The organism is Rhodanobacteraceae bacterium (assembly GCA_016713135.1).
GTDB lineage: Bacteria > Pseudomonadota > Gammaproteobacteria > Xanthomonadales > SZUA-5 > JADKFD01.
The window spans coordinates 443,920-463,566 of the sequence record JADJPR010000020.1 but is presented as its reverse complement, the minus strand read 5'-3'; the positions used below and the strand labels follow the sequence as shown (position 1 = coordinate 463,566).

Genomic DNA, 19,647 nt, shown 5'->3' with positions numbered 1-19,647 from the left:
GCGGGCGCAAGCGGAGAAGACCATGGAACTGGTGCTGCACACGATCGCGACCGGCGTCGGCGCGACGCTGCTGGTGGATGGCTGGGCCTTGCTGCGGCGCGCATGGCTGGGGGTGCCGCTGCCGAATTACGCGCTGGTCGGCCGCTGGTTCGCACACATGCCGCGCGGGCGCTTCCGCCACGCGTCGATGGCCGGCGGTGCCTGCAGTACGCGGCGAAGGGCTGCTCGGCTGGCTGGCGCATTACGCCATCGGTATCGCTTTCGCCGCGCTGCTGCCGCTGGCTTTCGGCGCGGCGTGGATGCACCAGCCGCGCCTCGGGCCGGCGCTGCTGGTCGGCGTGCTGACCGTCGCCGCGCCCTTCCTGCTGATGCAGCCGGCGATGGGCCTGGGTCTCGCCGCCAGCCGCACCCCGCGCCCGTCCGCCGCGCGCTGGCAGAGCCTGGTCACCCACGCGGTGTTCGGCCTCGGCCTGTACATCGCAGCCAGCCTTCTGAAGTGGCTCGTCCCCGCTTGACCCACAACCCACAACCCAAACAAACACTCACCCAGGAGAAACCCATGCGCATTCCCGCACGTTACGCCCCGATCGTCTTCGGCGCCCTGCTGTCGGCCATCATGGTCGCGTTGGTCACCGCCTTCGTACTTGCCACCAGCCAGGGCATCCACGCCGACTTCCTGGGCCTGTGGGCGCGCAAGAGCCTCGCCACCTGGCCGGTGGCCTTCGTCGCCGTGACTTTGCTCGCGCCCTGGGTCAGGAAAGTGGTGGCGCGGGTGACCGGCTAGCCCGGTGCTCTGCTCGCGCACATACCCGCGCCGCACCAGCCAGGCGAACAGCAGGATGCCCGGGAGCGCCGCCAGCGTGGTCAGCAGGTAGAACTGCACGTAGCCCAGCGCCTCGATCAGCGCGCCGGCCGAGGTGCCGGTGACGAAGCGCCCGACCACGCTGGCGCCGGCCGAGATCAGCGCGTACTGGCTGGCGGTGAAGCGCAAATCGCACAGGGCGGAGAAATAGGCGACCACGGTCACGCCGCCGATGCCGCTGGCGATGTTCTCGAAACCGATCGCCGCCGCCATCGCCCAGTTCGAATGGCCGATGGTGGCGAGTCCGGCGAAGCTCAGGTTGGACACCGCCATCAGCAGCAGGCTGATCATCACCGAGCGGCGCACGCCGAGGCGCGCGTACAGAATGCCGCCGATGAAGATGCCGATCAGGTAGGCCCAGAAACCCATGCCGACGTCGTAGATCGCGATCTCGTCGTTGCTGTAGCCCAGATCGTTGAACAGCAGGCGGAAGGTCAGGTTGGCGAGGGTGTCGCCGATCTTGTGCAGCAGGATGAACAGCAGCACCAGCCAGGCGCCCTGGCGCGCGAAGAACTCGACCAGCGGCTCGACGATCGAGCGCCACAACTCGGCCAGACCGCTGCGATGACTGGGCTCGCGATGGCGCGCGGGCTCGCCCATGACCACGGCGGTCAGCATCGCCGGCAGCGCGAATGCGGCGCAGGCGCTGTAGGCCCACTCCCAGCCGCCGCGCTGGGCGATCACCAGCGCCAGCGCGCCGGCGGCGACCGAGCCGATGCGCCAGCCGTACTGGCTCATGCCGGCGCCGACGCCGAGCTGGCGCGGCGAGAGCAGTTCGATGCGATAGGCGTCGATGACGATGTCGAAGGTGGCGCCAGCAATGCCGACCAGGATCGCCGCGCGCGCAGTCGCCAGCAGGTCCGCCTGCGGATCGACCCAGGCGAGGTTCAGGACCGCAGCGATCACCAGCGCGCCGGACAGCCACAGCCAGGACACGCGCTGGCCGAAGCGCCCGATCAGCGGCAGACGCACGCCATCGACCATCCATGCCCACAGGAACTTCAGGTTGTAGACCAGGAAGGCCAGCGAGAACGCAGTGACGGTCTTCTTGTCGATGCCGTCCTGCGCCAGCCGGGTGGTCAGGGTGGCGCCGATCATCGCGTACGGGAAGCCCGAAGACATGCCGAGGAACAGCGCAGCCAATGGCGCGGCTTCCGTGTACGGGCGCACGCCCGCGGGCAAGTGGGCGCGCCAGTCGCGCGGCTGGAGGGTGCTCTCGGTCATGCGCGCAGACTACGCGGGTTCGTGTCCGGCGTGCGCTGGGTGTGGCCTGGATCACGCCTCGATTCTGGACAGATCGCGGCCGGCGCCGCAGCATTGCCGATGGTGTATCGATCCTCCAGATGGCATGCCTGATTACCTGGTCCGCGGCATCGACGAGAAGCTCGCCTTGCGCATCAAGGACTATGTGCGCGACCGCCAGATCACCCTCAACGATGGCGTGCTCGAACTGATCGCGGCGGGCCTGGACTCGCGCGCCACCCATGTAGCGCTGAGCGGCGGCCCGCGCGCCGAATCGCTGGAGCGCGAAGTGCGCACCATTGGCGGCAGCTGGGACAGCGAAGAAGCGAGCGCCTTCGCCGACGCCTTGCGTGCGCTGGAGCGGTTGCCGCGCTGACGTTCGCGACGGTGTTGATCGCACGGAGGGCGCCTCCGGACCCGTCGTGGAACTCGCGGCCCTACTGCGTTCCGTCGATCGCCATCACGCTGCCATCCACCTCCATCACCGGCACGCGGCGCAGCGACTCGCCACGACAGGGCCCGCCGATGCAATGGCCATCCTCCGGGCGGAACGACGCGCCGTGGGCGGCGCAGACCAGTTGCCCGTGCGCATAGAGAAACCGCCCCGGCGCCCAGTTCAGCGGGCGCCCGGCGTGCGGACAGACATTCAGGTAGGCCTGCACCTGGCCATTGCAGCGCAGCACGATGAGCGTGGTGCCGTCGGTGTCGCGCGGGTCGGCGCATTCGATCGCCTGGCCTTCGGCGACTTCATCGGCGGCGCACAGTCGCATGGCTTCACCTCGGCTTAAAGCGGATGGGTGCATGCTAGTCGCTCCCGTCGATTGTCGAACATGGAGTCGCCCTTGAACCGCCTGTCGGGCCCGGTCCCGTGGACCCAGCGTCTGGTCGCCAGCCTGGTGTGGGTGGTCGGGCTGGCCATCGCGGCGGGCGTGCTGGTGTTCGGCTTTTTCGTCGGCGCGGCGCTGCTGGGGGTTGCGGCCATCGCGGGATTGATTGCCTGGGCGCGACTTCGCTGGGGCAAGCCGGTGATCCCGCGGCGCGCCAGCGCGGCCTCGGCGCCGCGCACGGGCGAGACCATCATCGACGCCGAATATGTCGTGATTCGCCGCGAACAGCGCTGACCACGGCCGCTCAGGCGTTCTTCGCCAACCACGCCGCCACATAGCTGCAACTGCCGATCACGCGCCAACCGCGCTCGCGCGCATGCGCGACGCCGGCAGCCACCAGCCTGCCCGCCACCCCGCGGCCGCGCAGCGCCGACGGCGTGTAGGTATGCACGAAGTCGATCACGTCAGCGGCCACCATGCGGTATTCGAGCAGGGCTTCCGCGCCGTCGAGCGCGAGGACGAAGCGCTGGCGTTCGGGTTGGTGCGTCACTTCGTTGGCTTCGTTCATTCGGCTGCTCCGCGTGGGGGCCGGTTGGATGATGGGACCTGGGCCGGTTGTCGGTTGATGGTTGTTGGTTGTTGGTTGTTGGTTGTTGGTTGTTGCCGGCAAGAGCCGGTGTGCCGGGAGCCGGTGGGAGCGGCTTCAGCCGCGATCCTGCGCTGGCGGCCGCGGGAAAGATCGCGGACAGAGTCCGCTTCCACAAGAGCCGCGGTGTGCATCCTTCGCTGCCAACAACCAACAACCAACAACCAACAACCAACAACCAACAACCAACAACCGGCTCAGACTCTACAACCCACAACCCGCTTCACCGGATCCTGGCCAGGATCCCGTCCAGCTCATCCAGACTGTTGTAGGCGATCACCAGCTTCCCGCGACCGCCACGGCCCTGCTGGATGGCGACGCGCGCGGCGAGGCGTTCGGACAGCTCGTTCTCCAGGGTCTGCACGTTGACGTCGCGGCGCGGCTTGGCGGCGGCGGTCTTGGGCTGCGCCTGGGCCTTGCGCGCCTCCGCTTCGAGCTCGCGCACGCTCCAGCCGTGCTCGGCGGCCTGGGTGGCCAGGCGCACCTGCAGCAAGGTCGGCAGGGTCAGCAGCGCGCGCGCGTGACCCATGTCGATCTTCTTCGCTTCCAGCAGCCGGCGCGCTTCGGGCGCCAACTCGAGCAGGCGCAGCAGATTGCTGACCGCCGCCCGCGAGCGGCCCACCGCATCGGCGGCGTCCTGGTGGGTCAAGTCGAACTCGTCGATCAGGCGCTTGAGTGCCTGCGCCTCTTCCAGCGGGTTCAGGTCCTCGCGCTGGATGTTCTCGATCAGCGCGATGGCGATCGCCGCCTGGTCGGGGATGTCGCGCAGGACCACCGGAATGTCGTGCAGGCCGGCCTGCTGCGCCGCGCGCCAGCGGCGTTCGCCGGCAATGATCTCGTAGCGGCTGGCGCCGATGCGGCGCACCACCACCGGCTGGACCACGCCGTGCACGCGGATCGATGCGGCCAGTTCCGCCAGGCGCTCCGGATCCATTCCGGTGCGCGGTTGGTACTTGCCCGGCTGCAGCGACTCCACCGGCAGCGTGGTGGTGTTTTCGTTGGCGACCGGCTCGGCCGGCGCGGCGTCGCCCAGCAGGGCGTCGAGGCCGCGGCCGAGTCCTCGTTTCTTGGCTGACATGCTGGATTTCCTTGCTGCGGCGGACGTCAGGCGCTCTGCCTGGCCTGCTCGCGCTCGTGGCGGATGATCTCGCCGGCGAGGCCGAGGTAGGCCACCGAGCCGCGCGATTCGCGATCGTACTGGGTGATCGGCTGGCCATGGCTCGGCGCCTCGGCCACGCGCACATTGCGCGGAACGATGGTGCGGAAGACCTTGTCGCCGAAGTGCTTGACGAGCTGCCCGGAGACCTCGTTGCCGAGGTTGTTGCGCACATCGAACATGGTGCGCAGCAGGCCTTCGATCTGCAGTCCGGGGTTGACGCTGGCCTTGATCGCCTTGACCGTGTCCATCAGGGCGGTCAGGCCGTCCAGCGCGTAGAACTCGCACTGCACCGGGATCAGCACGCTGTCGGCGGCGGTCAGCGCGTTCAGCGTGAGCACGCCGAGCGAGGGCGGGCAGTCGATCAGCACGTAGTGGTACTTGTTGCGCAGTGGCGCCAGCAACTGCTTCAGGCGCATTTCGCGCCCCGGCGCCGGCATCAGGCGCACCTCGGCGGCAGTCAGGTCGCCATTCGCCGGCAGCAGGTCATAGCCCGCCTCGACCTTGCGGATCGCCTGCTCGAACGGCACTTCCTGCAGCAGCACCTCGCAACCGGAGGGCTTGGCGTCCTTCTTCGAGATCCCGGAGCCCATCGTCGCGTGGCCCTGCGGATCGAAATCGATCAGCAACACGCGCCGCCGCGTCTCCGCGAGCGCGGCGGCAAGGTTGACGCAGGTGGTGGTCTTGCCGACTCCACCCTTCTGGTTGGTGACTGCGATGATTCTGGCCATGGGCGGGGATGCTATCTCAGGGGCGGTAGAGCCGGTTGTGGGTTGTGAGTTGTGGGTTGTGGGCGGCAAAGCGCGCAAGATCGACGGGAAGTCGCGTCAGGCGAGCTTCGCTGCCCACAACCCACAACCCACAACCCACAACCCACAACCCACAACCCGCTTCACGCCCTGCGGTGCGCATGCACCGACATCAGGATCCCGAAGGCGATCAGCAGCGACACCGCCGAGGTGCCGCCGTAGCTGATCAGCGGCAGCGGCACGCCCTTGACCGGCATCAGGCCGGTGATCATGGCGCTGTTGACCAGGATGTAGGTGAAGAAGGTCATGGCGATGGCGCCGCCGAGCAATCGGCCGTAGCTGTCGCGCGCGTTGGCGGCGATCCACAGCGCACGGCCGACGACAAAGGCGTACACCAGCATCAGCAGGGCCACGCCGATCCAGCCGAATTCCTCGCTGTAGACCGCGAGCACGAAGTCGGTGTGGCGCTCGGGCAGGAACTCGAGCTGCGACTGGGTGCCATGGGTCCAGCCCTTGCCGCTCCAGCCGCCGGAGCCCACTGCGATCTTCGACTGGATGGTCTGCCAGCCACTGCCGAGGGGATCCGAGTCCGGATTGAGGAATTGGTAGACGCGGTTCTTCTGGTACTCGTGCATGAACTGCCAGACCATGGGCAGGCTGGCGGCGCCGGCCAGCGCGATGCCGCCGATCCACCACCAGGAGATGCCGGCGAGGAAGATCACGAACAATCCGCTGCCGACCACCAGCACGGCGGTGCCGAGGTCCGGCTGGATCACGATCAGCCCGGCGGGCACGGCGATCAGCGCCAGCGCGGTGGCCAGCGCGGGCAGGTTCGGTGGCAGCACGCGGTCGTGGAAATACCAGGCCAGCATCATCGGCAAGCCGAGCTTGAGCAGCTCCGATGGCTGGAAGCGCAGGAAGCCCAGGTCCAACCAGCGCTGCGCCCCCTTGCCCTCGCCGAGCGCCACCACCGCCACCAGCAGGGCGATGCACAGCGCGTAGAACCAGGGCGTCGCCCGGCGCCAGGTGCCCGGCGGAATGCGCATGCACACCAGCAGCAAGGCAAAGCCCAGGCCAAAACGCGCGGCTTGCTTGTAGACCATGTCCACGTCCTGCCCGCCCGCGCTCCAGACCACGGCCAGGCTCATGCCCGCCAGCAGCAGCAGCGCGACCAGCAGCGGCACATCGACCGCTGTCGGCTTCATGAGTGCCAGCGCGCGGCGCGTCCAGTATTGCAGGTGGGCGTCGAGGGTCATTGGTCGGGGCCCGTGGGGGCAGGCGCGGGGCTGGGGGCCGGGGGCTGGGGCGCAGGATCCGGCTGGGATGCGTCGTCGGGTTCGGCGTACTCGTCCACCGGATCGTCCTCAGGCACGCCATCAGGGCCCAGCCCCCAGTCCCCAGCCCCCAGCCCCGCTTCTCCACCCAGCCATGCATCGAAGATCCTGCGGGCCACCGGCGCGGCGGCCTGCGAGCCGGAGCCGCCTTGCTCGACGACCACGGCGATGGCGATGCGTGGGGCCTCGGTGGGCGCGTAGCCGACGAACAGGGCCTGGTTGCGCTGGCCTTCGCGCAGGGTGCGTTGGACCTCGGTGTCGCGATTGCGGCTGACGCGCTGGGCGGTGCCGGTCTTGCCGGCCATGCGGTAGCTGGCGCCCTGGGCGATCGCGCGGGCGGTGCCGGTGGGGCTGTTGAGCACCGCCTCGAGGCCGCGCTGGACCAGCTTCAGGTGCGCCGGTTCCTTCACCAGCGCCGCATCGACAAGTTCCGCCGACAGCGGCTGCGGCGGCTGGTCGAAACTGGCGCGCAGCGCGTGCACCAGGCGCGGACGATAGCGGCGACCGTCCGCGGCGATGGTCGCGGTGGCGCCGGCGAGTTGCAGCAAGGTGGCGACGTTGTAGCCCTGGCCGATACCGGCGATCACGGTCTCTCCGGGATACCACGGCTGGTTGAAGCGCGCGCGCTTCCACTCGCGCGAGGGCAGGATGCCGGCGGACTCCCCGTAAAGGTCGATGCCGGTCGCTGCGCCGAAGCCGAAGCGCGACAGGTAGGCGTGCATGCGGTCGATGCCGAGGTCCAGCGCCAGCTGGTAATAGAAGGAGTTCACCGATTGCGCCAGCGACTCGACCACGTCGACGCGCCCGTGCCCGCCGCGCTTCCAGTCGCGGAAGGTGATTTCCTGGCCCGGGATCTGGAACACGCCAGTCGAAAAAATCGTGTAGTCCGGGCTGCGCACGCCGAGCTCCAGTCCGGCCAGCGCCATGAACGGCTTGAGTGTCGAGCCCGGCTCGTAGCCGCCCTGCAGGGCGCGATTGAACAGCGGCCGTCCCGGGGCATTCAGCAACGCGCTGTAGTTGGCTTGCGAGATGCCGTTGACGAACAGGTTGGCATCGAAGGCGGGCACGCTGACGAATGCGAGCACCTCGCCGCTCTGCGGATCGATCGCCACCGCCGCGCCGGACTGGCCGGCCATCGCCGCGGCGACGGCGCGCTGCAGCCTGGCGTCGATCGCGAGGTAGACGTTGTCGCCGGCGCGCGGCGGCGAGCGCTCGAGCACCCGCAGCACGCGGCCCTCGGCATTGGTCTCGACCTTCTCGTAGCCGACCTCGCCGTGCAACTGCGACTCGTAGTGGCGCTCGATGCCGGTCTTGCCCACATGCGTGGTGCCGGCGTAGCGCTTGGCGTCGAGCTCGCCGAGGTCGGCCGGATCGATACGCCCGACGTAGCCGACCACGTGCGCGAACAGCTCGCCCTGCGGATAGAAGCGCGTCAGGTAGGGCACCACGTCGACGCCGGGGAAGCGGTAGCGCTCGAGCGCGAAGCGCGCGACTTCCTCGTCCGACAGGCGCAGCTTCAGCGGCAGGCTCTGGAAGCGGCGGCGCGCGGCGACCAGTTCGAGGAAGCGCTTGCGCTCGTCCTCGTCGAAGGCGATCACGCCGGCCAGTTCGTCCAGGGTCGTCTTCAGGTCGGGGGTGCGCTCCGGCACCAGTTCCAGGCGGTAGGCCAGGCGGTTGTCGGCCAGGATCTCGCCGTTGCGGTCGAGGATCAGCCCGCGCGCTGGCGGCAATGGCTGCAACTTGACCCGGTTGCGCTCCGAGCGTGCCGCGTACTCGCTGTGGCGCAGGATCATGAGTTCGCCGAAGCGCGCCAGCAGCACGCCGAACACCAGCAGCATCAGCACATAGGAAAGCACCGCGCGGCGCTGGAACAGCGTGGCTTCCGCCTGCTGGTCCTTGATCGGCGTGCGCCCGCGCGCCATCGCTCAGCCGCTCCGTTCGCGCTGCGCCTGGCGCCGGCGCAGGCGCAGGCCGTCGAGCAGCAGGAACACCCAGGGCCACACCGCCATGCCGACCAGCGGCGACACCCAGAACAGCAGCGGTGGCCAGGTGGAGCCGCTCAACAGGCGGATCCACAGGTCGAGCACGCGGTCGTTGAGCAGCAGCGCGAACACCGCGCCGGCCTGCTGCCACACCGGGAAGAAGCGCAAACGATGGCGGAAGCGCAGCGTCAGGTAGACCAGGATGACCATGCGCAGTGCGTGCTCGCCGAGCAGGCCGCCGTACAGCACGTCGGCGGCGAGGCCGAACAGGAAAGCATGGCCGAGGCCCGCTACCTCCGGCGCCTCCAGTGCGAAATAGGTGAGCACCAGCGCCAGCGCCATCGGCTTCATCACCGCCAGCCAGGTCGGCAGCGGCAGCAGGGCCCACAGCAGGGCGAGCGCCACGGCAAGCAGGAACAGCCGGTAAGTGCCGCGCAGTGGACGCATGCTCAGGAGTCCTCGTCGGCCGCGGCCGGTGGCGGCGGCGGCGTGGCTGCCGGCTCCGGCGGGCCGACCCATTCGATCTGGCGCACGGCGAGCAGTTCGCGGTTGCGCGCCAGGCCCGACAGCGGCCGCGCCCAGGCCTGGGCGAAAGCGGCGTCGGTGGGGCGTTCCACGGCGGTGATCTCGGCGACCGGCACGCCGGCCGGGAAGCGCCCGCCGACCGCGGTGGTCAGCAGGCGGTCGCCTACCTGGAGATCGACATTCAGCGGCAGGTTCGGCAGCGCCAGCCGGGTGGCATCGCCAGTGCCATAGGCGATCGACTTGACCCCGTTGCGCGATACCTCGACCGGCAGCGCGTGGTTGGGGTCGGTGATCAGGATCGCAAAAGCGGTGCCCGGCCCGACCGCGCTGACCTGGCCGACCACGCCCTGTGCGTCCAGCAGGCCATCGCCGCGCCGAAGCCCGGCCTCGCTGCCGCGGTCCAGCAGCAGGCGGTGGCGGAAGGGATCGAGGTCCACATCCACCAGGCGCACCAGGGTGCCGCTCACCGCCTGGCGTTCGGCGGCCTCGACCAGCGCCAGCACGCGCGCATGCGCCTCGCCCTCGGAGCGGCGCTGGTACAACTCGGTCTGGGTAGCCAGCAGCGACTCGCGCAGTGCACGGTTCTCGTCCGCCAACGCCTGGCGGTCGCGCACCGCCAGATCCACGGTTTCGTAGACCGATCCCGGCAGCGCCGCCAGCCAGTAGACCGGCGCGGTCAGCGCCAGCGCACGCTCGCGCACCGCCACCAGGAAGCCGCGCTGGCGGTCCGCCAGCATCAGCATGATCGCCAACGCCAGCAGCACCACCAGCTTCAGCGTCCCCGGCCGGCCACCCGCAAACAGCGGCGCCTGGGGTTGGGAGCCGGGGGCGATCATGCGTGCATCCGCGGGATGGCGAAGGGCATGGTCCGCAAAGGACGCAAAGGACGCAAAGGAGAGCCTGGGATCGAGTGTGTAGCGGTGCCCGCGATGAAGACGATTCTCGGCTTGGCCGGTGACAATCGCGGCGCGCGAACCGATTCAGCGGCGGTGAGCAAGCCCGGCATGATCGAATCGCTCTCTTTGCGTCCTTTGCGTCCTTTGCGGACCCACGCTCTTCGGCGTGAAGTCCAACAGCAGCGCTCAGTCGTTCGCGAACAGATCCGGCCCGTGCTCGTCGATCAGTTCCAGCGCGCGGCCGCCGCCGCGGGCGACGCAGGTCAGCGGGTCGTCGGCGATGTGTACGTGCAGGCCGGTGACTTCGCTGATCAGCTTGTCGATGTCGCGCAGCAGGGCGCCGCCGCCGGTGAGCACGATGCCGCGCTCGGCGACGTCCGAGCACAATTCCGGCGGAGTCTGTTCGAGCGCGATCTTGACCGCGCTGCAGATGCCGCTGAGCGGCTCGTGGAGCGCTTCGAGCATCTCGTTCGAGTTGATCGTGATGTTGCGCGGCACGCCCTCGGCGAGGTTGCGGCCGGAGACTTCGAGTTCACGCACCTCGCTCGACGGATAGGCGCAGCCGACCTCGATCTTGATCCGCTCGGCGGTGGCCTCGCCGATCAGGGTGCCGTGGTTGCGGCGCACATAGTTGATGATCGACTCGTCGAACTTGTCGCCGCCGATGCGCGCGGAGTTGCTGTAGACGATGCCGTTGAGCGAGATCACCGCCACCTCGGAGGTGCCGCCGCCGATGTCGATCACCATCGCGCCGCGCGCTTCGTGGATCGGGATACCGGCGCCGATCGCCGCGGCCATCGGTTCCTCGATCAGGAACACGTCGCGCGCGCCAGCCGCCTCGGCCGAGTCGCGGATCGCGCGGCGCTCGACCTGGGTGGAGCCGCAGGGCACGCAGACCAGCACGCGCGGGCTGGGGCGGAACAGGCGGTTGGGGTGCACCTTGCGGATGAAGTGCTGCAGCATCGCCTCGGTCATCGTGAAGTCGGCGATCACGCCATCCTTCAGCGGGCGCACGGTCATGATGTTGCCGGGCGTGCGGCCGAGCATGCGCTTGGCCTCGGCGCCCACCGCCGCGACCGAGCGCGGACCACCGGGGCCGCGGTCCTGGCGGATCGACACCACCGAGGGTTCGTTGAGCACGATGCCCTGGCCGCGCACGTAGACCAGGGTGTTCGCGGTGCCGAGGTCGATGGACAGATCGGTCGAGAACAGACCGCGAAGTTGCTTGAAACCGAACATGGGATACGGGTCCAGACGGGACGCTCGGGGTCGCCGACCCAAGCGGGCAGCCGTCGTGAAAGTCGGGGGCGCGTCGGCCCTGGCAGTCGGGCGCGCGGGCGATCCATGGATGAAGACCGCGCAATCTAACAAGGCCGGGCTTGACCGAACAAGCCAAATGCTCGCAAGTTGCGGGCAACTGCGCGTTTGCGCGCCGGCCGTTCAGTTTTCCAGCGGTCCGCCCGCGGGCTATCCGCCCGCGTTGATCACTCCGCCAGCCAGGCGCGGCGTTCTGCCACGCTCATGCCGAGCAGCTTGCGGTGCAGCGCGTGGCGTTCCGTGGGCGACAGCGCCTGCATCCGCTGGCGCACCTGCTGGCGCTCGGCCGGGGTAAAGGCCTCGATCATCGCGCGGGTCGCCTCGCGATCCTCCGGCGGGATGTTCTGCCAGAACTGGCGCGCGCGCTCGGCGCGTTCGGTGGCGCGCAGGCCTTCGAGGAAGCCGCGGCGCTCCTGCGGCGACATGCTCTGGAAGCGGCGCTTGAGATCTTCGCGCTGCTCCGGCGGCAGGTAACGGAAACGGTCGAACTGCTGCTTGAGCTGGCGCTGGCGTTCCGGCGGCAGGTCGCGGAAGTTGCGGTAGCGGTCGCGGATCTCCTCACGGCGCTCGGGCGGCAGGCTCTGCCATTCGGCGAAGCGCGCGGTCGCCGCGGTGCGCTGCTCCGGAGTCAGCGCCAGCCAGCGGCGCGCGCCGCGCAGCAAGCGCTGCTGGGTCTCTCCATCGAGCTTTTCCCAGGTGTCGGCATGTGGCGCGAGCATGCGCTGCTCCTCCTTGCCCAGGTCGCTCCACACGACCGCGCCCTCCTGCGCATGGAGAACGCACGCCAGCGCCAGCAGCAGGATGCCGATCGCCGCGCGCAGCGCCTGGCTGGCGCACCTGCGCGGTTCACTCGGGCCGGGATGCAGTCTCATCGCGTTTCTCTCGTTCGTCCAACACGCCGGGTTCGGCGCCCTCGCCGACTTCCGGCTGTTCCGGCAGCGCCTCGAGCGCCATCGGGTCCACGAAATCGCCCTGGGCGTCCTCGAACTCTCCCAGGTACAGCAGCAGCTCCGCGCTCGGCGGCGGCTCGGCCGGCTGGGCGGGCTCGCCGCTGCTCGCGGCCAGCATCAGCCATCCAAGGACTGCTGTTCCAGCCACGCGTAGAACTCCAGGTTCTCGATCAGTTCCAGGTCCTCGCCGGCGACCAGCAGTTCGAGGTCGTCGACTTCCGGCTGTTCCAGCGCCACGGGCGCCACCGGCGCAGCGATCTCCGGCGTGCGCAGGGTCAGCGCGAGCGCCAGGACCACCGCAGCGCTGCTGGCCGCCGCGACCAGCGACCAGTGCCACCAGGGGCGCCGCCGCGGGCGCAGCCCGGCATCGAGTGCCGCCTGGCGCGCGCGGTTCAGGCGCGACAGCGTGGCCGAGTCGTACCCTGCGGTCTCCGCGTCGAGTTTTTCGCGCACGGCCTGCAGCCAGCGCGGGTCCGTTTCCTGGCTCATCGGTGACCCTCCAGGCGCTTCTTCAATGCGTCCATCGCGCGGAACAAGTGCGTCTTGACGCTGCCTTCCGAACATCCCATGACGCCGGCCGTGGCGGCAACATCGAAGCCCTCCCAGACGCGCAGCAGGAAGGCCTGGCGCTGGCGGTCCGGCAGTGCACGCAGCGCCGCGTCGATCGCCTTCGCTGCCTCGCCCCCGGCGCTGTGGTCCAGCGGGCCGGCAGTCACCGGATCGGCAACCTCCGCCAGCTGGTCGCCGGCATCCTCACCTTCGGCATCGGTACGCAGGAACACGCGCCAGCGCCGCCGCACCGTCTGGCGCCGATGGTGGTCCTGGATGCGGCTGTCGAGCACGCGCCAGTACAACGGTGGCCACTCCGCCTCCGGCTTGGCGGCGTAGCTCCGGACGAAGCCGAGCATGCTGTCCTGCACCAGCTCGAGGGCGTCGTCGAGGTCGCCCACCGCCAGTTGTGCCATCCGCAGCGCACGCCGTTCGACCGTGCGCAGGAAACGGTCGAGGCGCCCCCGCAGGGCGGTCGCGGCGTCGTTCTCTGCGGTCATGACCCTGGCGTCGATACGGTCGAGCACGATCATCGGCTATCCGGTGCTTGCTTTCACCTGCCTGACAACGCAGCGCCGCGTCTTCGGTTGACAGCGGCGCGCGGCATTCGCGTGCGATGGTTGGTCGGCGTGCGCCGCGGCGACTGTGTCGCATTCGTGCTTTCGCAGTCCCTGTCCCGCAGTTGTTTTGCACAGATCGGGGATGTGGGTCGGATTTGTTTCAGGATTGTCAAGCTGTTGCCGCATGAATCGATCAAGTCATTGATTAAAAAGCAAATGTTCAAACTGGCGAGAGACTCGCCAGGGGGCGCGCGAGCGCGTCGTGGCGGGCTTTTCGTGGCCTGTCCACGGCTTCATCCACAAAGTTATCCACAGGCTGTGTGGATAAGCGCCGTGGATGCTGTGGCAGCAATGACTTAGCACCCACTGCTAAGGAGGTATTGAGGAATGTGCGCTAAGCTATCCGCAAGAAATTTGCGAAATAAATCCCGCCCGGAGGGCTTGACAAACCGGTCTGGCTGGCGCGCCCGCGGCCACGCCCGGCCGCAGGTTTTGCACAACCCCGGGGGGCGTCCACCGGGCTTGCCGAGGCCCGCACGCCCGAGCGACCTGGAGTTCGTAAGGTATTGATTTCAAATTGATCGCGCGGAGCGATCAGACTCTCGCCGGGGGGCTTGCAATGGCGTCGTGGCGCGCCCTGCGGGCTTTCGCCCAGAGTCGATCCACAGAGTTATCCACAGGCTTTGTGGATAAGCGAAAATCCCTCTGCGGCGGCGCCTACTTACGTCGCAATGCGGAAGGCGAGTCTCAGGAGTCGGCGGCAAGTTGGAGCTCAGCGACCGACCAGCGCCTCGCGCAAGCGGATGACGCTGGCCTCGGCTGGGTCGAGGCGCTCGGCGCCGGCCAGGTCCTCGCGCGCCTGCTCCACCGAGCCGCCCTGCAGGGAGCGCAGGCCGTTCTCGGCATAGACGTGGGCGACGCGGGTCTTCAGTGCGCCGGTGTCGAAGCGCGGATCGACGGTTTCCAGCGCGGCAATCCCGCCGTCCGCGCGGGTCGCGCGGCCCGCCGTGATGCTCTCCTCGATTTCCAGCTTGAGCGCCTGCGCGAGGGCCCGCATGCCCGCGCGTGCGCTCTCACTGCGCGGATTGAGGGCCAGCGCCTGGCGGAACTTGTCGTAGGCGGAGTCGCCGGTGGGCTCCATCAGCTGTCCACTGGACAACGCCAGTTCGCCCTCGCGCACCAGTTTGTCGTGGGCGGCCACCCGCTCGGGGCTGGCGGCTTTCGCGGCCGCTTCGGCGTCCTCGATGCGCTCCTTGAGCTCGGTCAGCCCCGGTGTGCGTGGCGCCAGTTCCTGGATCCGCTTGCGCAGATCCTGGGCGCGCTTGAAGTCCTTGCCCTCGATCGCCGCATCGATCTGGCTGAGCGCGCTCGCCGCGGCGCGGGCCAGGCCCTGACGAGCGGCCGCATCGTCCGGGGCCAGGGCCAGTGCCTCGCGATAGCGGTCGGCGGCGCTGCCATTGCGCGGGTCGACCAACTTGCCGGCGCGGGCGAGTCGCTCCGCCTGCACCAGGATCTCGGCGAGACGGGCGCTGGTGTCCGGGACTCGCCGCGCGGCGATCTCGGCAGCCAGCTTGGTGGCAAGGCCAGCCGCGGCGGGTACCACCGCCAGTTCGCGTTGCAACTGCTCGGCCGCGGCCAGGTTGCCGGCGGCCAGTTGCGAACGTGCCTGGCCCACTACCGCTGCCGCGACGCGCTCGACACCCTGGCGTGCGGCCTCGTTGCCGGGCTGGGCGGCGTAGGCGGCGGCGAAGCGCGCGAGGGCGCCGTCGGCGCCGCCCAGGCGCCCTTCGGACTCGGCGCGCTGCGCGAGGGCCAGGTCGGAGGTATCGGCTTGCGCGGGCGGATTGCTCCCGCTGGCGGAGGGCAGCAATTCGCGGAAACGCTCGATCCGGGTGGCGTAGCCCGGCGCGCCGGTGAGCTTGCGGGTGAGCGCCGCGATGCGTTCCGCGTCCGGATTGGCCTTGAGCTCCGGGTGCAGGCGATCGAGGGTGGAGTCGAGTCCGGCGCGCGCGCGCTGGTCGTCGCCGTCCACCAGCAGCGCGGCCAGGAAGAGCGAAACGGCGTCATCGCCACCGTCCGTGAACAAGCGGCCCTCGGCGAGCGCGCGGTCGGCGGCATCCAGCCCCGGATTGGCGGCGGGCGTGAGCCAGGCGATCAGCTGTGCGCTGATCAGCGGGCGTTGCCACCAGGCCAGGCCCGACAGCACCAGCGCGGCGCCAAGCACCCACCACAGCCCGGTGCGTGCAGGCCGCGACTGGTGCGCGCGCGAGAACTGGGTCTGGTGGCGCGGTTCCGCGCGCAGTCCCGCTTCCTCGAAGCGCTCCATGTGCCCGATCTGCGGCTCGGTCCGCAGCGAGCCTTGGGTGTCGTAGCCGGAGCGCTGTGGGCGTTCGGCAGCCACGGGGCGGGCAGGGAGGGGTTGGGTCAGCGGCTCCGTCCGCCCGCTGGCGATCGCCTTCTCGGCCTCGGCGATAGCCGCCTCGATCTCGGCGCCGGTCTGGTAGCGGTCGGCCGGTTCCTTGGCCAGCATCTTGTCCAGGATCGGCTGCAGCAAGCGGTAGTCGCGCGGCAACTGCGGCAGCGGCGCGGTCATGTGCATGATGCCTACCGCCAGCGAGTCGCTCGCCTCGTAGGGCACCTTGCCGGTCACCAGCTGGAAGAACACCACGCCCAGGCTGTAGAGGTCGGCGCGACCGTCGATCGCGCGCCCGCGCAACTGCTCCGGGCTCATGTAGTGCGGCGTGCCGACCACCGAGCCGGTCTTGGTCATCATGGTGCCGGACTCGGCAGCGCGCGCGATGCCGAAATCGCCCAGCACGCAGGAGCCGTCTTCGCGCAGCAGGATGTTGTCCGGCTTGACGTCGCGGTGGACGAAGCCCTTGGAATGCGCGTAGTTCAGTGCCTGCGCGATCTCGCGGATGCAGCGCAGCGCGGGCTTCAGCGCCAGCGGCGGCGAGCCCTTGCGCATCACCGTGCCACCCGGCAGGTATTCCATCGTGCAGTAATGGAAGCCGTTGTGCACGCCCACATCGTAGATGCTGACGACATGCCGGTGGTGCAGCTTGGCCGCGATCCGCGCCTCGCGCAGGAATCGCTCGCCGAAGGTCGGGTCCGCCGACAGCTGCGGCGCCATGATCTTCAGCGCTACCTCGCGCTCCACCGATTCCTGCATCGCGAGGTAAACCGACGCCATGCCGCCGCGCCCCAGCTGACGCAGGACGCGGTAACCCGGAATCTCGGGGACATGATGGGCGCTCATTGTCCGGATGATGGCATGAGCGGGTCGGCAGGGACGAGACGGTTTACGCCGAGAAGCGGGGCTGGGGACTGGGGGCTGGGGGCTGGGGCGTGTGCGCGGTCGACCTGATCGGCCTGCTGTCTTGCGCATGCGCAGGGCAGCTGACGTCCGACGCTCTCGCGCACACGCCTCAGCCCCCAGTCCCCAGCCCCGCTTCTCGGCGTTTAACCGGCCCGGTGCTACCGCAAGGTCTCGCCGATGGCATTCAGCGCGGCCTCGTCGCCGCTGGCGCTGAGCGCGTGCAGCAAGGCGCGGCGGATTTCGGGCTGCGGTTGTTCCTGGTACAGCGCGATCAACGTGGTCACGCGCTCATCGCTGCCGGCGATGCTGAGCGCGCGCACGGCGTGCAGGCGCAGCGGCAGCGCAGCCTTGCCGCGGACCACGCCGGCCAGCGCGGCGACTTCGCCGGCGATCGCAAGCGCATCCACCGCGCTGCGCTGGGCATCGATGTCGGTCAGTTGCGGCAGCAGCTCGGCCACTCGCGCCGCCTGGCCCATCGCGCCGAGGACGCGGATCGCGTGGCTTTGCAGCTCGGCGTCGGACTCGCTGCGGGCCACTTCCAGCACCAGGTCGGTGCGCCCGCCGACGAGCCCGGCGTCGATCACCGCGCGCTTGAGCGCCGGATCCTGCTCGCTGCGGTAATAGTCGGCCAGGCGCTTGCCTGCGCTCGGATCGCCGGCCAGCGCCAGGGTCTGGATCGCCTCGCGCTTGAGTGCCGCCGAGCCCTTCCCGGCGAGGATGCGGCCGATCGCCTCGCCCGCCGCGGCCGGGGCGATCTGCACCAGCACGAACAGCGCGCGCTTCTTGATCCGCTCGCTGTGGTTGCCGTCGAGCACGCCGACCAGGATCGGCGTGGCTTGCTCCGGCGCGCTCAGCATCAGCGCATCGAGGGCCATGATGCGATCGCTCTCGTCGCCCGCGCCGGCACTGGCATTCAGCAGTTCGGCGGCATCGTCGGCCCAGGGGCTGTCGGGGAACTCGGCCAGCAGCTTCTGGCCGAGGCCGCTGGCGCCGGCGTGGTCGCCGGAGCGGTCCAGCGCATAGGCCTGCCAGTACAGCGCCGCGTCGCGGCCGGCGGTTCGCGTGCGCGCGAGTTCCGCGTCCAGCGTGCGGAACTGCTGCACCGCGGCCAGCCAGTCCTGGCGATCGAGCGCGGCGTGACCCGCGCGATACAGCTCGCGCGCCTGCGCATTCGCGCTCGGCAAGTCGGCGCCGGGCATCGCGGCGGCGTTGGCGGCGCACAGCAGCAGGGCGGCGATCCAGGTCGGAATTCGGGAGATCATCAGGGCCTCTCAGAGTGTCTGCACGGGCGCGGACTGCAGCGACTCCAGCGCGCGCAGGCGGAACAGCAGATCGCGCGAGCGGATCTGTTCCTGCGCCAGGCCGGCGCCGCCGAGCGCCGCATCGCCGTCGCCATTGGCCAGCTCGCGCAGCACCGGTTCGAGTTCCAGCAGGAACTGCGCCAGCGCGGGCTTGCCGGCGCGTTCGGCCGCCACCGCGTACAGCCGGTTGCTTTCGATCAGTGCACTGGCCAGCTCGCCGGACCCGGCTGCGCCGCCGTTCTCGGCCACCCGCAGCAGGCGCTCGGTCTGGCCCAGGTGGCGCGAGAGGTGCGCCGCCAGCACGCGCTCGCCGGCGTCATCGCTCAGCGCCAGCGGCGCGGCAGCGGGGGCGAGCGGCGTCGGCTGCCAGTACCGCCCGATCACGATGCCCATGCCGAGGCTGACAGCGAGCGCCAGCCCGGGCAGCAGCCAATCGAACCAGGACGGGCGAGTGGGCGCCGGCCGCCGCGCCTGCAGCCGGGGCGCGAGTTGCTGCCACACGCGCCGCTCGAAGCCCGGCGCCGGCTCGCTGGCGTCGAGCGCGCTGGCCGAGGCCGCCAGCAACCGGCGCAGCTCCGCGTAGCGCGCCGCGCAGCGCGGATCGCGCGCCAGGGCCTCGGCGATCGCCGCCATCCGTTCCGGCCCCAGGTCTTCACCGAAATGAAACATCACCAGCTCGTCGTCGCCCGGCTGGATCATCGTCGGGTTCATGGCGTGGCCCCCTCGAAATGGGCGAGGTGCGCGCGCAACTTGCGCACCGCGCGAAATATCGCCTGCTTGCAGGCATTTGCGTTGGACGACAGCGTGCGGGCGATCTCGTCCAGGCTGCGCTGCTCCAGATGGCGCAGCACGAACACGCTGCGCTCGAGTGGTGTCAGCTGGCCCAGCGCCTCGCCAACCCCGCGCACCAACTGCGCCTGGCTCATCGCCGCCATCGGATCGGCGCCTGGGTCTTCGCTTGCCTCCAGCGCCTCGTCCGCATCCGCCACCTCCTGCTGCGGCCGCCGGCGCAGGAACTCGATGGCGGTGTTCGCTGCGATCCGGTGCATCCAGGTGCCGAAAGCCGCGCGCCCGTCGTACTGGTCGAGCCGCCGGTGCGCCTTGAGGAATGCTTCCTGCACCGCATCCTCGGCCAGCGCAGGATCCCCCAGCAGGCGCTGGCAAACCGCATACGCCGCCCGCGCGTGGCGCTCGAACAGGCACTGGAACGCCCGCACCTCGCCGGAACGCGCACGGTCAACCAGCGATGAGTCCGAATCGGGGGGCATGTGGGGTTGGACGAGGCGGGGCCAGGTTTGGTTACGCGAGTGCCCTGACATGATCGCCGGTTGTGGGTTCTGGGTTGTGGGTTGTGGGCAGCAAAGCCGCCTGCCCGAGCCCACGGCAGCAACCCGCGCCGGGGAAGCTGCATGAAATCCGCAGACCCACGGAT

The 19,647-nt window shown here is 69.7% G+C and carries 20 protein-coding genes and 2 pseudogenes; 4 read left to right on the top strand and 18 right to left on the bottom strand.

Going from position 1 to position 19,647, the window contains the following annotated elements:
• Nucleotides 1-22 precede the first annotated feature (22 nt).
• Nucleotides 23-515 (top strand): annotated as a pseudogene (locus IPK27_16895) (DUF2938 domain-containing protein).
• Between the two features lie 50 nt (nucleotides 516-565).
• Entirely contained in the window at nucleotides 566-784 is a 219-nt protein-coding gene (locus IPK27_16890) for a DUF2798 domain-containing protein (GenBank protein MBK8069237.1), read from the top strand.
• On the opposite strand, the pseudogene IPK27_16885 reads toward IPK27_16890, so the two are convergent.
• Nucleotides 776-2,086: pseudogene (locus tag IPK27_16885) on the bottom strand (MFS transporter). The gene IPK27_16890 and the pseudogene IPK27_16885 sit on opposite strands and share 9 nt — an antisense overlap.
• A 124-nt stretch (nucleotides 2,087-2,210) precedes the next feature.
• On the opposite strand from IPK27_16885, the gene IPK27_16880 reads away from it, so the two are divergent.
• Complete coding sequence (locus tag IPK27_16880; protein ID MBK8069236.1) at nucleotides 2,211-2,480, top strand: hypothetical protein; 270 nt, start codon at nucleotides 2,211-2,213, stop codon at nucleotides 2,478-2,480.
• A gap of 61 nt (nucleotides 2,481-2,541) precedes the next feature.
• Here IPK27_16880 and IPK27_16875 read toward each other — a convergent pair whose 3' ends face one another.
• Nucleotides 2,542-2,874, bottom strand: a complete 333-nt coding sequence (locus IPK27_16875) for a Rieske (2Fe-2S) protein (protein MBK8069235.1) — start codon at nucleotides 2,872-2,874, stop codon at nucleotides 2,542-2,544.
• Nucleotides 2,875-2,946: 72 nt separating this feature from the next.
• Here IPK27_16875 and IPK27_16870 point away from each other — a divergent pair, with 72 nt between their 5' ends.
• The gene (locus tag IPK27_16870) at nucleotides 2,947-3,225 is read left to right on the top strand and encodes a hypothetical protein (GenBank protein ID MBK8069234.1); all 279 of its coding nucleotides are present in this window, start codon (nucleotides 2,947-2,949) and stop codon (nucleotides 3,223-3,225) included.
• 10 nt (nucleotides 3,226-3,235) lie between these two features.
• Here IPK27_16870 and IPK27_16865 read toward each other — a convergent pair whose 3' ends face one another.
• The 16 genes from IPK27_16865 to IPK27_16790 form a co-directional block, all read right to left on the bottom strand.
• Nucleotides 3,236-3,499: an N-acetyltransferase gene (locus IPK27_16865; GenBank protein ID MBK8069233.1), complete on the bottom strand. Its 264-nt coding sequence runs from the start codon at nucleotides 3,497-3,499 to the stop codon at nucleotides 3,236-3,238.
• A gap of 301 nt (nucleotides 3,500-3,800) precedes the next feature.
• A complete protein-coding gene (locus tag IPK27_16860) occupies nucleotides 3,801-4,655 on the bottom strand; it encodes a ParB/RepB/Spo0J family partition protein (GenBank protein MBK8069232.1) in 855 nt (284 codons plus the stop codon).
• A gap of 26 nt (nucleotides 4,656-4,681) precedes the next feature.
• On the bottom strand, nucleotides 4,682-5,464 hold the full coding sequence (locus IPK27_16855) for a ParA family protein (GenBank protein ID MBK8069231.1): 783 nt from the start codon (nucleotides 5,462-5,464) through the stop codon (nucleotides 4,682-4,684).
• A gap of 161 nt (nucleotides 5,465-5,625) precedes the next feature.
• Complete coding sequence (gene rodA, locus IPK27_16850) at nucleotides 5,626-6,738, bottom strand: rod shape-determining protein RodA (protein ID MBK8069230.1); 1,113 nt, start codon at nucleotides 6,736-6,738, stop codon at nucleotides 5,626-5,628.
• A complete protein-coding gene (gene mrdA, locus IPK27_16845; protein ID MBK8069229.1) occupies nucleotides 6,735-8,738 on the bottom strand; it encodes a penicillin-binding protein 2 in 2,004 nt (667 codons plus the stop codon). Before mrdA ends, rodA begins: the two co-directional genes overlap by 4 nt.
• Nucleotides 8,739-8,741: 3 nt before the next feature.
• A complete protein-coding gene (gene mreD / locus IPK27_16840) occupies nucleotides 8,742-9,245 on the bottom strand; it encodes a rod shape-determining protein MreD (protein ID MBK8069228.1) in 504 nt (167 codons plus the stop codon).
• Between the two features lie 2 nt (nucleotides 9,246-9,247).
• Complete coding sequence (gene mreC / locus IPK27_16835) at nucleotides 9,248-10,159, bottom strand: rod shape-determining protein MreC (protein ID MBK8069227.1); 912 nt, start codon at nucleotides 10,157-10,159, stop codon at nucleotides 9,248-9,250.
• Between the two features lie 246 nt (nucleotides 10,160-10,405).
• Nucleotides 10,406-11,458: a rod shape-determining protein gene (locus IPK27_16830; protein MBK8069226.1), complete on the bottom strand. Its 1,053-nt coding sequence runs from the start codon at nucleotides 11,456-11,458 to the stop codon at nucleotides 10,406-10,408.
• Between the two features lie 245 nt (nucleotides 11,459-11,703).
• Complete coding sequence (locus IPK27_16825) at nucleotides 11,704-12,408, bottom strand: DUF3106 domain-containing protein (protein ID MBK8069225.1); 705 nt, start codon at nucleotides 12,406-12,408, stop codon at nucleotides 11,704-11,706.
• On the bottom strand, nucleotides 12,383-12,634 hold the full coding sequence (locus IPK27_16820) for a hypothetical protein (protein MBK8069224.1): 252 nt from the start codon (nucleotides 12,632-12,634) through the stop codon (nucleotides 12,383-12,385). Before IPK27_16820 ends, IPK27_16825 begins: the two co-directional genes overlap by 26 nt.
• Nucleotides 12,604-12,975, bottom strand: coding sequence for a hypothetical protein (locus IPK27_16815; protein ID MBK8069223.1), 372 nt, complete (start codon nucleotides 12,973-12,975; stop codon nucleotides 12,604-12,606). The genes IPK27_16820 and IPK27_16815 overlap by 31 nt, the downstream gene beginning before the upstream one ends.
• Complete coding sequence (locus IPK27_16810) at nucleotides 12,972-13,535, bottom strand: RNA polymerase sigma factor (protein MBK8069222.1); 564 nt, start codon at nucleotides 13,533-13,535, stop codon at nucleotides 12,972-12,974. Before IPK27_16810 ends, IPK27_16815 begins: the two co-directional genes overlap by 4 nt.
• An 832-nt stretch (nucleotides 13,536-14,367) precedes the next feature.
• Entirely contained in the window at nucleotides 14,368-16,854 is a 2,487-nt protein-coding gene (locus IPK27_16805) for a serine/threonine protein kinase (GenBank protein MBK8069221.1), read from the bottom strand.
• 218 nt (nucleotides 16,855-17,072) lie between these two features.
• Complete coding sequence (locus IPK27_16800; protein MBK8069220.1) at nucleotides 17,073-18,176, bottom strand: hypothetical protein; 1,104 nt, start codon at nucleotides 18,174-18,176, stop codon at nucleotides 17,073-17,075.
• Nucleotides 18,177-18,185: 9 nt separating this feature from the next.
• Entirely contained in the window at nucleotides 18,186-18,926 is a 741-nt protein-coding gene (locus tag IPK27_16795) for a hypothetical protein (protein MBK8069219.1), read from the bottom strand.
• The gene (locus tag IPK27_16790) at nucleotides 18,923-19,483 is read right to left on the bottom strand and encodes an RNA polymerase sigma factor (protein MBK8069218.1); all 561 of its coding nucleotides are present in this window, start codon (nucleotides 19,481-19,483) and stop codon (nucleotides 18,923-18,925) included. Before IPK27_16790 ends, IPK27_16795 begins: the two co-directional genes overlap by 4 nt.
• Nucleotides 19,484-19,647 lie beyond the last annotated feature (164 nt).

Excerpts from the sequence above, each read along its gene's own strand:
- IPK27_16865 (MBK8069233.1), bottom strand. The coding sequence starts at position 3,499 with ATGAACGAAGCCAACGAAGTGACGCACCAACCCGAACGCCAGCGCTTC.
- IPK27_16815 (MBK8069223.1), bottom strand. The coding sequence starts at position 12,975 with ATGAGCCAGGAAACGGACCCGCGCTGGCTGCAGGCCGTGCGCGAAAAA.
- IPK27_16860 (MBK8069232.1), bottom strand. The coding sequence starts at position 4,655 with ATGTCAGCCAAGAAACGAGGACTCGGCCGCGGCCTCGACGCCCTGCTG.
- IPK27_16825 (MBK8069225.1), bottom strand. The coding sequence starts at position 12,408 with ATGAGACTGCATCCCGGCCCGAGTGAACCGCGCAGGTGCGCCAGCCAG.
- rodA (MBK8069230.1), bottom strand. The coding sequence starts at position 6,738 with ATGACCCTCGACGCCCACCTGCAATACTGGACGCGCCGCGCGCTGGCA.
- IPK27_16790 (MBK8069218.1), bottom strand. The coding sequence starts at position 19,483 with ATGCCCCCCGATTCGGACTCATCGCTGGTTGACCGTGCGCGTTCCGGC.
- IPK27_16795 (MBK8069219.1), bottom strand. The coding sequence starts at position 18,926 with ATGAACCCGACGATGATCCAGCCGGGCGACGACGAGCTGGTGATGTTT.
- mreD (MBK8069228.1), bottom strand. The coding sequence starts at position 9,245 with ATGCGTCCACTGCGCGGCACTTACCGGCTGTTCCTGCTTGCCGTGGCG.
- IPK27_16880 (MBK8069236.1), top strand. The coding sequence starts at position 2,211 with ATGCCTGATTACCTGGTCCGCGGCATCGACGAGAAGCTCGCCTTGCGC.
- IPK27_16805 (MBK8069221.1), bottom strand. The coding sequence starts at position 16,854 with ATGAGCGCCCATCATGTCCCCGAGATTCCGGGTTACCGCGTCCTGCGT.
- IPK27_16875 (MBK8069235.1), bottom strand. The coding sequence starts at position 2,874 with ATGCGACTGTGCGCCGCCGATGAAGTCGCCGAAGGCCAGGCGATCGAA.
- IPK27_16830 (MBK8069226.1), bottom strand. The coding sequence starts at position 11,458 with ATGTTCGGTTTCAAGCAACTTCGCGGTCTGTTCTCGACCGATCTGTCC.
- mrdA (MBK8069229.1), bottom strand. The coding sequence starts at position 8,738 with ATGGCGCGCGGGCGCACGCCGATCAAGGACCAGCAGGCGGAAGCCACG.
- IPK27_16855 (MBK8069231.1), bottom strand. The coding sequence starts at position 5,464 with ATGGCCAGAATCATCGCAGTCACCAACCAGAAGGGTGGAGTCGGCAAG.
- mreC (MBK8069227.1), bottom strand. The coding sequence starts at position 10,159 with ATGATCGCCCCCGGCTCCCAACCCCAGGCGCCGCTGTTTGCGGGTGGC.
- IPK27_16800 (MBK8069220.1), bottom strand. The coding sequence starts at position 18,176 with ATGATCTCCCGAATTCCGACCTGGATCGCCGCCCTGCTGCTGTGCGCC.
- IPK27_16810 (MBK8069222.1), bottom strand. The coding sequence starts at position 13,535 with ATGACCGCAGAGAACGACGCCGCGACCGCCCTGCGGGGGCGCCTCGAC.